The 15465-nt window shown below is 64.0% G+C and carries 11 protein-coding genes and 1 riboswitch; of the genes, 1 reads left to right on the top strand and 10 read right to left on the bottom strand.

Annotation, left to right across the window (positions count from 1 at the left end):
- Positions 1–185 precede the first annotated feature (185 nt).
- The 6 genes from ABF990_RS05990 to ribD form a co-directional block, all read right to left on the bottom strand.
- On the bottom strand, positions 186–2780 hold the full coding sequence (locus ABF990_RS05990; RefSeq protein ID WP_415500710.1) for an MMPL family transporter: 2595 nt from the start codon (positions 2778–2780) through the stop codon (positions 186–188).
- A 204-nt stretch (positions 2781–2984) separates the two neighbouring features.
- Positions 2985–4064: a flippase-like domain-containing protein gene (locus tag ABF990_RS05995; protein ID WP_415500709.1), complete on the bottom strand. Its 1080-nt coding sequence runs from the start codon at positions 4062–4064 to the stop codon at positions 2985–2987.
- 90 nt (positions 4065–4154) lie between these two features.
- Entirely contained in the window at positions 4155–4643 is a 489-nt protein-coding gene (gene ribH / locus ABF990_RS06000) for a 6,7-dimethyl-8-ribityllumazine synthase (RefSeq protein WP_415491344.1), read from the bottom strand.
- Between the two features lie 42 nt (positions 4644–4685).
- Positions 4686–6011: a 3,4-dihydroxy-2-butanone-4-phosphate synthase gene (ribB, locus tag ABF990_RS06005; protein WP_415500708.1), complete on the bottom strand. Its 1326-nt coding sequence runs from the start codon at positions 6009–6011 to the stop codon at positions 4686–4688.
- A complete protein-coding gene (locus tag ABF990_RS06010) occupies positions 6011–6613 on the bottom strand; it encodes a riboflavin synthase (protein ID WP_415500707.1) in 603 nt (200 codons plus the stop codon). Before ABF990_RS06010 ends, ribB begins: the two co-directional genes overlap by 1 nt.
- Entirely contained in the window at positions 6595–7647 is a 1053-nt protein-coding gene (ribD, locus tag ABF990_RS06015) for a bifunctional diaminohydroxyphosphoribosylaminopyrimidine deaminase/5-amino-6-(5-phosphoribosylamino)uracil reductase RibD (protein ID WP_415500706.1), read from the bottom strand. Before ribD ends, ABF990_RS06010 begins: the two co-directional genes overlap by 19 nt.
- A 113-nt stretch (positions 7648–7760) precedes the next feature.
- Positions 7761–7907, bottom strand: a riboswitch (FMN riboswitch).
- 342 nt (positions 7908–8249) lie between these two features.
- Here ribD and petA point away from each other — a divergent pair.
- Positions 8250–8996 (top strand): ubiquinol-cytochrome c reductase iron-sulfur subunit, encoded by a 747-nt coding sequence (gene petA, locus ABF990_RS06020; RefSeq protein ID WP_415500705.1) that lies wholly within the window; start codon positions 8250–8252, stop codon positions 8994–8996.
- Between the two features lie 253 nt (positions 8997–9249).
- Here the strand turns inward: petA and ABF990_RS06025 are convergent, their stop codons facing one another.
- The 4 genes from ABF990_RS06025 to ABF990_RS06040 all read right to left on the bottom strand — a co-directional run bounded on the left by ABF990_RS06025 (position 9250) and on the right by ABF990_RS06040 (position 15390).
- Entirely contained in the window at positions 9250–10191 is a 942-nt protein-coding gene (locus tag ABF990_RS06025; RefSeq protein ID WP_415491339.1) for a helix-turn-helix domain-containing protein, read from the bottom strand.
- Between the two features lie 179 nt (positions 10192–10370).
- Complete coding sequence (locus tag ABF990_RS06030) at positions 10371–11267, bottom strand: transporter (protein ID WP_415500704.1); 897 nt, start codon at positions 11265–11267, stop codon at positions 10371–10373.
- Between the two features lie 120 nt (positions 11268–11387).
- Complete coding sequence (locus tag ABF990_RS06035; RefSeq protein ID WP_415500703.1) at positions 11388–13838, bottom strand: membrane-bound PQQ-dependent dehydrogenase, glucose/quinate/shikimate family; 2451 nt, start codon at positions 13836–13838, stop codon at positions 11388–11390.
- 406 nt (positions 13839–14244) lie between these two features.
- A complete protein-coding gene (locus ABF990_RS06040) occupies positions 14245–15390 on the bottom strand; it encodes a glycerate kinase (protein WP_415506522.1) in 1146 nt (381 codons plus the stop codon).
- Between the last annotated feature and the right edge of the window lie 75 nt (positions 15391–15465).

Raw genomic sequence — 15465 nt, forward strand, 5'->3', positions numbered from 1 at the left:
GCATATACCAGATGGAAAACACGGTGACCGGACTCCACCAATGTCCGGTTTTGCGAAATTTTCAGCTGCCTGTAGATGTCCGAAAAGCGAGCGTAAACAGACATAACTCGCTCACACACCTCGTTTCCAAACCACACAGACCAACCGGCCTGGGGGCTATGCGCCCCCAAGCCTGACGACGTGTTTTATACGTCGTCGATCGGTCGTTTGGGCAGGAGTGCTGGCACGAATATCAGGGTGCCGATCAGCGTGCAGGCCAGTGAGAGCAGCAGCAGGCGGCCCATGCTGGCCGTGCCGGGATGGTGCGACAGGGCGAGCGAACCGAAGGCCGTGCCGGTCGTCAGGGCCGAGAACATGACAGCCCGCGCGGTCGGCGACGCCAGCGGGAATTTAATGCCTTCACGCCAGTTCATGACGAAATAGATATTAAAAGACACGCCCACCCCCAGCAGCAGGGGTAGCGCAATGATATTGGCGAAGTTCAGCGTCTCGGGCAGCATGACAATCAGGATGACGGTCATCAGGGCCGAAAGCAGCAGCGGGGCCAGCACCAGCGCCATATCCTTCACGCGGCGCAAGGCCAGCATGAGGATGATGGCGATCATCACCACCGCAGCCCCCGCCGCCTGTTCGAACGCCAGCACGATGGAACGGGCACTTTCCACAATATCCACCGCAGTGCCCGCCATATCGGGTTCGACCTTCTGCAGCGACGCGACAAACCGGTGCAGCGCGTTGGAACTGGACATGACCCCCTTGGGGTGAATTTCCACCAATGCACGGCCATCGGGCAGGAGATAATCATCCGCGATAACGGGCGGAATATCCTTGATGGTGACTGGCGTTGCCTGAAGCATGGTGCGCAACTGGTCCAGTTCGGCGGGCAGGAAGCGCACCAGCGCCTCGTTGGCGGCCAGCACGACAGGGTCAGGCGCCTGCGCCAGACTGGCCAGGGCAGCCTGAATACGCCGCAGCGGGTCTTTGGCGGGCAGTGTTGTCACGACCTCGGCCAACGCCTTGGCCGTGTCAGCGGCGGAGGCACGCAGCGCTGCCGCATCCGGGGCGGGTTTGGGCTGCGGCACGATCAGCGTAGGCAGCAGCAGCGACGCCGCATCCTGGATCAGGGCCAGCTTCTGCTTTTGGTCCGTCGGCACGAAGGAGCCCAGCCACATGACATCATGCACGTCGGGCAGCGCGGACAGGCGTTCGGCCTTCTGCTCCGCCTCCTGCACGGACGCAGTCAGCAGTTCCGCGCTGTAGGGCGATGTCTGGGGGTTGTCGATCAGGAGATTGAGGGCGCGCATGCCCTCGGAATTGGGGTTTTTGGTATGCAGCGGGTCACCATCGAACTGCAGGGCGGGCACAAGCCCCAGTCCTGCCAGCGCCACCACCCCGAACACCACCAGCAGCACCTTGCGGTGGCGGCGGATGCTGACATCGACCGGGCGCATGAACGCATAACCCATGCTGGGGCAGTTCAGGGGCGGGCGACAGATCTTGAGCAGCGCGGGCAGCAAAGTTGTGGTGCAGATAAAGGCCACCAGCATGCCTACGCCCGCAATCAGGCCAAGCTGGGCCACACCCAGAAACGCCGTGGGCGTAAAGGCCATGAACCCGGCGGAAGTGGCCAGGGCTGCGACCAGGATCTGGTGCCCCGTTTCCTCTCCCGTCATGCGCAGGGCTTCGAACAGCCTTGTCTCGCCCAGGGCCGGGGGGTTCTGCGCCCGAAAGCGTACCGAAAACTGAATGGCGAAATCGACCGCGATACCCACGAACAGGATGGCGAACGCGACGGAAATCAGGTTCAGCGTACCCACGGCCACCGCAGCGAAACCCGTGGTCAGCAGCAGGCCCACAACCAGCGTCAGTACAATGGGCAGCACCACCCGCCATGACCGCACGGCCAGCGTCAGCCACAGTGTCACCAGAGCGAGAGAGCCCAGCAGCCCCGCGACCATACCTTCGGCCACGGTTGCAAATTCCTCATCATCGATCTGGACCTGACCGGTCACATGCACTTTGACATGCCCGTTGCGGACAAATTCCAGCGTGCTGATGGCCTTGCGCATGGCATCGGCCGCAGCACCGCCCGGCTGGAACGACCCATAGTCCAGCACCGGCTTGGTTACGACAAACTGGTACCGCCCCGCCAGATCGGACAACTGCCCGCCCAGCAGGCGCTGCCAGGACATGTCCTGCGCGTGCCCGGCCACGGCCTGCTCCAGCGTTGTGGCAAAGCCGTTGAGCGGTGTCTGAAAGCCCGCAAGATTGCCCTGCCCCAGCTTGATACCCTGTGCAATAAGCGAAAGCGCGCCAAACAGCCCCCGGGCGGAGGGGTCCTGCGCCAGTGCCGCCAGGAACGGCTGGGCGGTGATGGTGTCGTTCAGCACCGTTGTCAGGGGCTGTTCATCCAGGAACATCAGGCCGTTGCGCATCAGGTAGGGGTTGGCGTCGGGCCTGCGCGCGAACGTAAAGTTCCTGTGGTCGGCGGCAAGGGTATCGGCCAGGGCGCGGGCTGTTTCTGCCCCTTCCTCTGGAATATCGGCCTCGATCACCGCAACCAGCAGGTTCTCCTTTTGCGGGAACAGCCTGCCCATTTCGTCCGAACGCTGTTTCCAGGCCAGACGGGGGGACAGCATCTTGCTGGTGTCCGTTGTCACGCCAAGGCGTGTCATGCCCGCATAAATCCCGCCGCCCGACAGGAGGACAAACAACGCCACAACCGCCCAGGCATGGCGCGCGCATAACGTGATGAAACGACCTATGAATGCAAACAGCATGACGTGCGACTGGTTCCCGCTATGGTCTTGGCTTGGGGCCAATATGAATGGCGACCTGCTTCCGGTACCCGCTCTTTCGGCTCCGCGCCGGAAACAGCCCCGAATACAACCCCGCATACAACTCCGGATTTGGCCTGATTTGCCCAACACCCCCACCAGATGCAAGAGGCGATATGGACCCACACGCCTTTCGGGCAGATGGAACTAGGGGCATGACGATCTTTCCTGCCCGGGATTGTGGGTGACCCAGGCATGTTCAAGCCACTGCCACAACGCCAGCGACGGCAGGCCCCAGGCCAGTTCACGCAGGCGTTTGACAAGCGACAGCGCCATGGCGGCCTCGGGGGCGATGCCGAACAGGCTGCCCACCACGACATACCCGCCTTCGGACACCCCGAGCGCTCCGGGCACGGCAAAACCGGCCGACTTGGCTGCCTCGCCCACCCCTTCTATGACAAAGCTCACGGCAATGGAGCGGTCGTGCCCCATGAAATGCAGGATAAGATACACCTCGACCGAACCCAGCGCCCAGGCCAGCAACTGGATCGCCAGGCCGGTCAGTGCATTGTGGCGGGTTTTGTACAACGACAGCACGGCGGCATGAATGCCGCGTATGCCCGCGGCCCCGCTCCAGCCAAGATGCGCCGCAATACGGAGCAGCAGTTTTTCCATGATGGCGACCGCGCCCAGCCACTGGCTGGCGAACATGGTCACGCCAATGGCCAGCAGAACAACGGCACTTTCCATAAGCCGGTCAGTGGCGGTGGAGCGCTTGACCAGGAACAGCAACAGCCCCACCCCGGCCAGCGTAAACACGATCTGGCTGATCAGCTCGATCGTCAGGTCACAGATGGTACCGGCGGCGGCCTGCCGCAAACCCAGTCCACGCCGGGCCAGCAGGCGGCTTGAAACAACCTCGCCCCCCACCTGGGCGACCGGCAGAAGGTTGTTGATCCCTTCGCGCACGCAGCGCAGCAGCACATAGTCACCCAGCGGCAGCCTGCTGTGCCCCCCGGCACAGGCCGCGCCATGACTGCGCGAACGCGTATCAGCAGAAAAAACATCCTGCGCGGGCGGGTGCGGGCTGCCCGGATCGCCGCTGGAAATAATACGCCACGCCTGCGCGGACAGGCAGACCTGAATGCCATGAAAGGCGATAACGACCAGTACCCCCCACCCGCATGCGGCAATGAGGGAGAGAATGGAATGCACCCCGTACTGTGCGAACATCCATACAGCCAGCCCCAGACCGAGCAGACCCGCGACAAGAGTGATCCGCTTCATGCGTTTTTCCCTCTCACGCCGGCCTGTTCGCGCGGGGCTCCGTGGAACGGCTGTCGCGCCCGGGCCGGAATTACGGAACGCGCGTGCAGTCTATCCCGCCCGAATGTTACGCAGCAAGGCCAGAGATTCCACACAGGCCGCCGCGGCTTCGCGCCCTTTGTTATGCACGTCGTCACTCGAACGCAGCGTGGCCTGTTCTTCCGTGTAGGTGGTGAGAATGCCGAAGGCCACCGGCACTTCCGTCGCGAGCGAGGCCTGCAAGATCCCGATCGTCGCCCCCAGACTGATGAATTCGAAATGCGCGGTATCGCCCTTGACCACGCAGCCAAGGCAGATCACCCCTTCGTAACGCTGGCTTTTGGCCAGGGCCTGGGCCAGCAGCGGCATTTCGAAAGCGCCGGGGGCTGCGTAAATATCTTCCGCCTGCACCGTAATGTTATGCTCGGCCAGCCACGCCACGGCGCCGTCGCGCAGACCGCCTGTCACGGTTTCGTTAAAGCGGCTGACAATCAGCGCCAGCCGGGGGGTGGGGGTCAGTGCCTTGAGGTCCGGCAGGGTAACAGGGGAACGAGTGCCCATAAGCTTGACTATCCTTGGTAAAATTCAGCCCTGGTCAAAAACTCAGGCCAACGCCTTGTGATCGGCGGATGAGGCGGAAAAACCGCTGAGATGGTGCCCCATCCGCTGCCGCTTGGCATGCAGATAGGCACGATTGAACACATTGGGCGACACTTCAAGCCCGACGCGCTGGCGCACGGCAAAACCCCGCGCCTCAAGCGCGCGCACCTTCTCGGGGTTGTTGGTCAGCAGGTCCAGTTCCGCCACACCCAGTTCGCGCAGGATGCTGGCCGCGGCACGCCAGTCGCGCGCATCGGTCGCGAACCCAAGGCGGTGGTTGGCGTCAACCGTATCCAGCCCGGCATCCTGCAGTTCATAGGCCCGGATCTTGTTGACAAGACCGATCCCGCGCCCTTCATGCCCGCGCACGTACACCAGCACGCCGCATTCGGCCTTGCCAATGGTCCGTAGCGCGGCCTGAAGCTGGGAACCGCAGTCGCAGCGCAGGGACCCCAGCGCATCGCCCGTCACGCATTCCGAATGCAGGCGCACCACAGGCACCGCGCCTGCCGCCCCGACATCGCCTTTGACCAGTGCCACGTGTTCTACCCCGCGATCGTCACGGAAAGCATGGATCAGCAGGTCATCCCCGCCGTAGCTGCTGGGCAGCGCCGCCTGCGCCAGATCGGACACAGAACCGACAGCCACCGGCTCGGGCGCTGTGGGCGTGCTTTCGGGAAGGGCCGCAAGCCCGTTGGCCGCGATCCATTCCACCAGTTCCGCGATGGAGATGATGGGCATGGCGTGGCGGGCGCCAAAGACCTCCAGTTCCGGGCGGCGGGCCATGGTGCCGTCTTCGTTCAGGACTTCGCAGATCACGGCGGCGGGCTTCAGCCCGGCCAGGCGCAGCAGGTCGATCGAGCCTTCGGTATGGCCGATCCGCTCCAGCACGCCGCCGGGCACCGCACGGAGCGGAAAGATATGCCCCGGTGTTGCAATATCGGCGGCCGTTGCCGCGTCCGCTGCGGCCACCTGCACCGTATGGGCGCGATCGGCGGCGGAAATACCGGTGCTGACCCCCTCACGCGCTTCGATCGAGACCGTGAACCCCGTGCCGTGCCGGGCGGTGTTCTCGCTCTGGCGCACCATCATGGACAGACCCAGCCGGTCCACATGTTCGGGCGGCAGGGGCAGGCAGACCAGACCGCGGGCATGGGTGATCATGAAGTTCATGGCAGCGGGCGTCATGTACTGCGCCGCCATGACCAGATCGCCCTCGTTCTCGCGGTCCTCGTCATCGACCATGATGACCATGCGCCCGGCCCGCAGGGCAGCCACGGCGTCAGACAGCGCGGCGGACGGCCGGTGGAGACCTGCGCGGTCGTTCATTACTTTGTCCGGCATTGTGCCTCCACGTATTTTGCAATCACGTCGACTTCGATATTGACCGTATCCCCCACGCTCAGCGTGCCGAGCGTCGTGTGGTCCCACGTATGGGGGATGATCATCAGGGCGATCCGGAACACACCGTTCTGTTCCGGGCCGAGTTCGTTCAGCGTCAGGCTGATACCGTCCAGCGCGACAGACCCTTTTTCCACCATGTAGCGGCGCAGCCCGGCCGGCACCTCGAACTCCACACGGCGGGCATCGCCCACCGGGGTGCAGGCCACAAAGCGGGCCACGCCATCTACATGCCCCTGCACGATATGGCCCGAAAGCCGCGTGGCGGGGGTAACCGCGCGTTCAAGGTTGACATGGCCGCCCATTTCCAGCCGCCCGAGCGTGGTACAGTCCAGCGTTTCGCGGCTGACGAAAAAACGTACCGGCCCGCTGGCCACAGGGGCCACGGCGGTCAGGCACACACCGTTGACGGCAATGCTCTCGCCCTCGGCCACGTCGGTCAGGCCGGTTTCGACCTCCAGCATGAGCGACTGGGGCTGGCGCTCCAGTTCAACGATCTGGCCCAGGGATTCTACGATACCGGAAAACATACGTGCTCCTGCGTGCAGTGCGCCCATTCCGCAAACAGGGAAAGGGGAGTGGTGTCGTGCCGGGTCATGACCGAAAGATGGTCCTGCCCGTCCGTGTCGTGGCGGATTGTCAGCCAGTCGTCCCACAGGCCCTGCGCGCGCAGGGCGGCCAGCAGGGTCGGGCCTGCCTCCACCAGCAGCCACAGGGCGTCGGTCCCGGCCAGAAGGGGGGCGAGATCGGTACAGTCGGGGCAGAAGCGTACGTCAAAACGCTGCTGCGCGCTGTCCAGCCAGTCTGCGGGGGTATTGGTCTCCTGCCCGCAGATCACCAGCAGCCGGCGGCGGGCGGGGTGGTCTTCGACATGGCGCACGCCAAGGCCGGGCCTGTCTGCGCGCACAGTGCCGGTGGCCGTAATCACGCCATCGGTCACGCGGCGCAGCGCATGGGCAAAGCGGAGGGATGCCGGGGTGGTAAAGGTGGTGCGCCCCGCAGGCGGGATCATGGAACCACGGCTGTCCAGCGCCTGCTTGACGGTAATCCACGGCCGGCCCTTTGCCACCTTGCTGGCGAAAGGCGCTATCAGCGCGCGGCATTGCGCCAAGGCCTCGGCCCCGTTCGCGCTGCGGGCCAGCCAGCGCACGTCACGCCCGGCAGCCTGCAAATGCGCGCCACCACCACCCTGCACATGGGTATTGGGATCGGCGCAACCGACCCAGATGGTTTGCACGGGGGTGGACAGCAGGGCCTCGGTGCAGGGGGGAGTGCGACCTGTATGGTTGCACGGTTCAAGCGTGACTACGGCGCTATGGATACGGTCCACGACACCCAGGGCGCGGGCCTGCTCCACCGCCAGCCGTTCGGCATGCCATTCTCCCGCGCGGTGATGGGCGGCAATAACCAGCACGACACCCTGCGCGTCCAGCAGCACACAGCCCACCGGGGGGTTGGGTGCCGTCTGCCCCGCAAAACGCCATGCCTCGGACACGGCAAGCGCAAAGGCGGCGCCGATCCCATGGGGCATGTCATATGCAAAGGAATGCTGAACGTTGTTCACCCTCGGTCCTGTCCAAAAAACCACACATCAGACAGACTCAGGGCGGCAGAAGGACGTTGCACCCGCCGCATTCCCTATGCGCAGGCATAAGGGCACGGCTGTGCATTTCCCTCTCGCGTTCTCTCCCATCCGGACTGTGACCGTCGGCTCCGGATTTGCACCGGATCTGCTGACCCTGCATAAGCAGGCGCTCGCGGGCTTGCAGTGCCAAGGCAATGCTTACCGCCGGTAGGGATTTTCACCCCGCCCTGAGAACGTCTTACCCGCATTTCTGCGGTTATTCATTTATGATGGGGCTAATCTCACCATCTTGCAAGAGTAAAACCCCTTATACCTTACTTAACACACGGTTATGAATGCACAGCCAGCCACATCGACAGACCCACACCACACCAGAGGCCAGTGCAGCCCGCCGCACCCGACTGCGCCCACGGGGCTCCCTTCAGGTCGTTCCCGGGCTTTCTTGCCGCAAAACCGTGCCAGTACGGGACCCGACGCCGGGTGCTACACATTTGCGCCAGCTTGCCCTTGCCGGGCGGAGCGGGCAAATTGGCGCGGGACTGATGCGCCCGCATCGTGAACAAGGCCAAGCACGCACAACCATGACCCAGCCGACAGACTCCCGCACGCCCCGCACAGACAGGCCCGAACCCGCTGCCGCACAGCCTCCCGCATGTGCCGCGCAGCCCGGCACCAGCGCGGCAGACACGACGCCAGACGGCGGGACCAGTGCCGGGTCATCAACCGGGCGCCGTGATTTTCTGGGTCTTGTCGCCACCACAGGCACCGTTACAGGGCTGGCCGCCTGCGCCATACCGTTTGTGGAAAGCCTGACACCACAGGACAGTCTGGCAGCACACCTGCCGGTGGATATCGATATTTCCAGACTGGCCCCCGGCCAGCAGATGACAGCGGCATGGCAGGGCAAGCCGGTGTTCATCGTACGCCGAACGCCCGAAACGCTGGCCGCCCTGCAAAACCCGGAACTGAACCAGAACCTGCGCGACGCCGAGTCCACCGCCCGCCAGCAACCCCCCTATGCCCGCAACTGGCACCGCTCGCTCGTGCCCGAATACGGCGTGTATGTCGGCATATGCACACATCTGGGCTGCGTACCCAGCTACACGGCCGCGCAGACCGCAGGCAGCGCCGACAGCGCGGCGCCGGGCGGGTATACCTGCCCCTGCCATGGCTCGCATTTCGACCTGGCCGGCCGGGTCTACAAGGACGTGCCCGCCCCTTACAACCTGCCCGTACCCCCTTATGTCATGCCCACACCCACCACCCTGCGCCTGGGTGAGAACCCGCCGGGCCAGACATTCGATTTTTCAACCATCGAACAGATCTGACGAGAACCACCCGGCACGAGCACTGTAGCGCGACGCACTCTGGTTCAGACCACTCTGGCACGAAGCACTCTGGCGCAAGCCCCATTGATCGCCCCGGATCAGGCCGCACCACCTTGGGCGGCATCGGCCCTAGCAGCAGTCTGCGCCACCCGTCATGGATTGTGGCACAACCCGCAGCCGGCCACCCGGAGCAGTCTGGCCGGCGCATGACCCGGCCAGACATAACCCGGCCGGGTAGAGCACGCCTGCCCGTTCAGCAGTCCTGCCCACCCCCGGTCTGGAAAGTCTTGAGCTTGCGGTAGAATGTCGCACGGCTGATACCCAGCCGCCGGGCCGCGTTCGTGACATTGCCACGCGCCAGACTGAGTGCCGTGCGCACGACCTGCTCTTCCGCCATACGGAATGTCATGGGCCCGTCAGACAGTTTCATGACCGTGGCCGGGCCTGTGCCGTCCATTTTTTCCGGCCAGCCCATAAGGGTGCGCGCCGCACGCGTGGCCCCGGTCACCATGCCGCCGTCGTTCATGGCCACCAGTGGCGCGGATGGGCCACCCGCCAGCCCAAGGGCCACGATACGCTGCCCCGGACAGGCATTGCGCAGGATCTGCTCCTCTATCCTGCGGGCCGCCTGGCACAGGGTTTCCATCAACACGGGGGCGAGCGGGCGCGTGGTGGTGGTGCTGAACGTGGCAAGGTTGAGCACGCCCAGGGTCTGCCCGTGCTCGCCGAATATGGGGGCGGCATGGCTTTCAAGCAGGGAAAAACAGAACCGCCAGTGATCGCCCCGCGTCAGGGTGATGGGGCAGCCATCCTTGAGCACGGTGCCGACACCATTCGTGCCGGCGGCCCCTTCATCCCAGATCGCCCCTTCCTGCAGGCGCAGGCGGCGGCAGACGGCCTTATGGTTTTCGCCAATGCAGCGGGCCAGAATAACCGCCTGCGGGTCCGAAAGCAGGACCATCAGCCCCAGGTCGCGCACCATCGCATACAGGCGCTGCATTTCCGGAATTGCCACGCTGAGCAGAAAGGCCGAGCGTTCATTGATATAGCGAAACTCCATGCTGGACAGGACATCGGCCGCCCATGTCTGGGCCGGGTCGAGGTTGTAGGTTGCCTGGCATCTCTGCCACGACCGCACCACCTCGCTCGAAGAAGACGCCAACGCCTCGCGCGGGTCCCCGCCTGGCACACTCATCTCTCACATGTCTCCATGGGGTCAGGGACCAAAAACCAGTCTGGCAGGAACCCCGGCCCCAAGCCCGTTCTTTTTTATGAATTATAGGAAAACAATATAAGACTGTCGCTGATTCGGCCATTTATACACAGGCACTATAGCCAGCACGAGATCGACAAGGTATGTGCGCCTGCCTGCAATCAGGGCCACAGATAGACGAATTTCACATAATACGCGTTGCTTTCGGGAACATTCCGCCCTTCCACCGAATGGGTGTACCGCGCCGTAAAACTGAAACGCCTGTTGATGTTGAACATGATCCCGACACCCGGCGCGACTTCACGGCTGCTGGAATTGTCCACGTAGCGATGGCGGGAATGATTGTAGGTGCCGGTCACATTCTGCCAGTCGAGCGCAAAGAACGGTTCCACAAGCCGTGTCGCTTTCCAGCTGAACCGCAGGTTGCTGTAGAACACCACGCCGGGGAAATAACTGTCCTGCCCCGGCCTGTGCTTTGTCGAGCCCACGACGGTTCCCGCATCCCCGTCGAAGCTGAAGTGCCGCCATTCGTAATCGAAGATAAAGCTGGAAATGTTGGACCAGTACCCGGCGGCCAGCGTATCCCGCGTGCCAGAGGGCGTCTGCATGAATGTCTGAAAACCGAAAGTGCTGTGGGCATCGGGTTTGAACCATGCCGCTGGCCCCACAATGGTCCCGCCAAGCCCGCCGTAATTCGTGCCCCCGGCAAGCGTGTAGCTTTCGCCCTGAATGAGTTCGAAAGCGAAGCCCACATGCGGAATGGCGTCAAAACTGCGGAAATGGACGTATTTCGTCATGCCAGACCAGGTATGGCTGCCGCCATGTGCCGGGTTGCGCTGGCCGCTGCCATTATAGGTGTTGCCCGCCGCATTGCCGTTCCCATACTGGACCAGCACGTTGAACGGTTTGAAATCGACCGGCAGATCGTATTCGTGCGGGCCGATGATCCCCAGCGTCACATCCGCCGCGCGGGCGCCCCCCGCCACGATCACGCACAGAGCGGGCGCATACAGGCCCAGCACCCGGGCGGCCCGGCCATATCTGCTGGAAAAACGCATGATATCTCTCCACCGTGCAGCCACCCTTGCCCAAAGGGTGCCGGGTGGCTGCACGCCCTGTTCTCACAGGAGATTTGAAATGCCTGGCCCGACCGGGACGACCCGGCCGGGATATGGGCGTTACGGGGCGCTGTTCCCCTGCTGGCCGTCGAGCGTGTAGGCGATAATGTAGTCGCCGCTACGCGTGCCCAGGCCACCATGGCCGCCAGCCGCCATGACCACATACTGCCTGCCACCACTTTCGTAGGACATGGGGGTTGCCTGCCCGCCGGCTGGCAGACGGTCGCTCCAGATCACATCGCCTGTCGCGACATCGAAGGCGCGCAGGTAATCGTCCGCCGTAGCGCCCATGAACACCACGCCACCCCGGGTCACGATACTGCCGCCGATATTGTACATGCCGGTCGGCAGCGGGATATTGTTATGGGTTCTGAACGGCCCCGTATCCCGCGTGGTGCCGACAGGGTGCTGCCAGACGATCTTTTTGCTGACCAGATCGATCGCGGTAATCGTGCCCCAGACAGGCCCCTTGCACGGAATTTGCAGCGGGTTCAGCCACGGGTTGGTATAAGCCACGTAAGGCGTGCCGTAATCGGGGGAAATGGCCAGCGCATTCCCCTTGGCAGCAGGCTCGTTCCCCTGGCCGGTCCATTTGGGCAGCACGCCTTCCTGCTCCAGGCTGGTGCGATGGTCGAGCTTGATGCGGAACGGCAGATAGCTGGAATTGGCGAACAGGAGTTTGCGCGCCGGGTCGATGGTAATGCCCTGCCAGTCCACCACACCGTAAAATGCCGGGTACACAATGGTGGTCCTGCCCACATGCGGCGGGGTAAACTGCCCGTCATACGCGGACTGGCGGTATTCTATACGGCAGATCATCTGATCCAGCAGGGTCGCACCCCACATATCCGCCTCTTTCAGATCGGGCGGGGTCAGGCTGGGCATGGCGGTCGGGTACGGCTGCGTGGGCGATACCCGGTCGTCCGGCGCGTGACCGGCTGTAGGCACTGGCTTTTCCACCACGGGGTAACCCGGCACGGTCTGCCCGGTGCGACGGTCGAGCACAAAAAATTCGCCACGTTTAGTGCTCTGCACCAGTGCGGGAATGGTCGTGCCATCGGGGCCGGGCAGATCGACCATGGACGGGCCGGAGGGAATATCCATGTCCCACAGGTCGTGATGGACGGTCTGATACAGCCAGCGACGTTCACCGCTGACAATATCCAGTGCCACCGTCGCGCTGGATATCGCGTCGTCGAACGGTCGGCGTGAACCGCCCCAGTTATCGGGCGGCGCATTGCCCGTGCCCAGATAGACCAGCCCCAGTTCCGGGTCCGCCGTGTAAACGCCCCAGGCGTTGGGCGTGTCACGCGTCAGCATGTCACCGGGGTTGGGGGTGAAGGTCTCGGGCGTATGTCCCGCATCCCAGACCCAGGCGATCTTGCCTGTTGTGGCGTCGAACGCGCGCACGGCCCCCGACGGTTCGAAATTGGCCTGGTTGTCAAAAATCCACCCACCCGTGATCAGGCGGTTCTTCATGACCAGAGGCGGCGAGGTAATGAAATGAAAGCCCAGCGGCACGTTCCCCAGGTAATCCCGCATGGAAATGAACCCGTGATCGCCAAAATCCTCACAGGGCTGGCCGGTCTGGGCGTTGACCGCCACAATCCTTGCATCGGCCACGGGGGAATAGATCCGTTCGCGGCAGGAGGTCTGGATTTCGTCGGGAATACGGTAATAAGACACGCCCCGGCACGCCAGATACACGTTGCTGTCCAGATCGGCCTTGGCGGGATGCGGGTCATATTTCCATTTGATTCTGCCGGTCGCGGCATCCATGGCCATCACCCAGCTATGGGGCGTGCACATATACAGCGTATCGCCCACCTTGATGGGGGTCAGTTCCAGATTGAACTCGTGCCCTGCGTCCGGCCCCGCCACCACGGCTTCACCCGCCTGCTGGATGTCCCCTGTCCGGGTCATCCATGCCCGTTTCAGATGCGCGACATTGGCGGGCGTGATCTGGCCAAGCGGGCTGTAGCGTTCGCCCTGCGCATTGCGGCCGTAATACCGCCAGTCCCCCGCGGGTTGACCGTCCTTGAGGTCCGGCACCGCCGCCGCCATGCGATCGGCCGGAACCGTGCCGTCGATCGAATAGGACGCAAAGCAGCTTGCAAACACGACCACAAAGGAAAAAGCCAGAGCGCCAGCCACCTCGCGCTTGTCGGCCAGCCAGTTTGGCGCAGTACGCCACACACCGGGCAGCAGCAGCCACGCGCCAAGCCCCATGAGCGTCAGCAACCTGACCTCAAGCCCCCAGATGTTGAACCCGACCTCCGCCAGGGACCACACGGTCGCGACAACGAGAAAAGCGGCGTAAAGCCGCATGGCCATAACAGGCCTGCGAAACCCCATGACGGCGGCCGCAAGCAGCGCCACACCCGCCAGGGCGTAGAACCACGAACCACCCAGCACGAGCAGTTCCGTCCCACCGACCAAAAGAAACAATCCGAACGCGCCGAACAGCACAGCCGTTATGACGGACCACGTTCTTGCATGACTTTGCTGCATCTTATCATACCTTTGAACCACGTCGCGCCGCACCGCCGTCCCCCAGTCGCTGGTCCTGTCGGTTCATTCGGTACGGCGTGAGCCATGGCGGTATTCATTCTTGAAAGATGCGATTTTCTCCAACTCAGGAGTGCGGGCGATCACAGCAGTTTGTCCGCGGATGAACAGAGTGTTTCACGGCTGAGACACTTGGGCTGCGAGCATGGATACATGCCCACCCGCGCGCCCCGGCGCGACACCCCCGAATCCTGCCGCCTCCGACACAGACGCCCGCATGCAAGCGGCGCACCATCCGCCCCACCCCCCCGCGCCGGGCCCCCCAATTACCCCCCCCCGGCGGGCGGGGGGCGCCCCCCCCCCCCAGGCCCCCGCCCCTCAATTACCGCGCCCCGGACTGGCGGGCGGCTCACACCCCCAACTGGCCCGACAGACGTATGACAGCAGCGATATTGCGGGCCGTGCGGCGGATATTGGCGCGTGCGCGGGACAATGCGTCCTCCAGACTGCACGGGCCGTTCACGACACTGAACACCGCATCGATCCCGCACGGGTAAACGGCGTCATGCCCGTCGCCCAATGCGCCGGCCAGCGCAATCACCGGCTTGCCGTGCCGCCTGGCAACGCGCGCGACACCCACCGGGGTTTTGCCACGCACGGTCTGCCCGTCCAGCCGGCCCTCACCCGTTATGACCAGATCGACATCGGCCAGAATGGCATCCAGCCCCAGCGCGTCGGTCACGATCTCGACCCCCGGGCGCAGACGCGCCTTGAGAAAGACCATAGCCCCCGCCCCCATGCCACCCGCCGCCCCCGCACCGGGGCGGTCGGCCACACCCTGCCCGAAAGCAGCTTCCAGCACCCTGCCAAAATGACCCAAGGCCGCATCCAGCGTGGCCACCATGTCGGGCGTCGCCCCTTTCTGGGGCCCGAACACGACGGACGCGCCAGCCGGGCCGGTCAGGGGGTTGTCGACATCGCAGGCCACTTCGATCTCGCAGGTCGCCAGACGCGGGTCGAGCGCTGACAGGTCCATGCTTGCCAGATCCGCCAGAGCCGCGCCGCCGGGTGCGATATCGCGCCCCTGCGCGTCCAGCAGCCGGGCACCCAGGGCCTGGGCCATGCCCGCCCCGCCATCGTTCGTGGCACTGCCACCCAGTGCGAGAATAATATGGCGGCACCCGTCATCCAGCGCAGCCGCAATCAGTTCACCCACCCCGTAGCTGGTGGCGGTCAGGGGGTTGCGGGCCGCACGCGGTACAAGATCGAGCCCCGCCGCACTGGCCATTTCAACCACGGCCGTGCGGGCATCGCCCATCAGGCCGTAACCGGCCCGCACCGGAGTGCCCGCCGGGCCTTTGACCGTGCGGTGGCGAAGCTGCCCGCCGCTGGCCTGCACCAGCGCCGCCGCCGTGCCCTCTCCCCCATCTGCCGCGGGTAGCTTGATACAGACCGCATCGGTGAAAATATCCGCAAAGCCGGCCTCCACCTCGTCCGCGACTTCGAGCGCGCTCAAACTTTCCTTGAACGAATCACAGACAATTGCAATTTTCATGGTACAGTTCCAATTACCGGACCGGGCACCGGTCGTTCCTGAACACGGTTTTCAGGCCATAAGACCTGCATTCGG

This window comes from Acetobacter sp. (assembly GCF_047723915.1).
Lineage (GTDB): Bacteria > Pseudomonadota > Alphaproteobacteria > Acetobacterales > Acetobacteraceae > Acetobacter.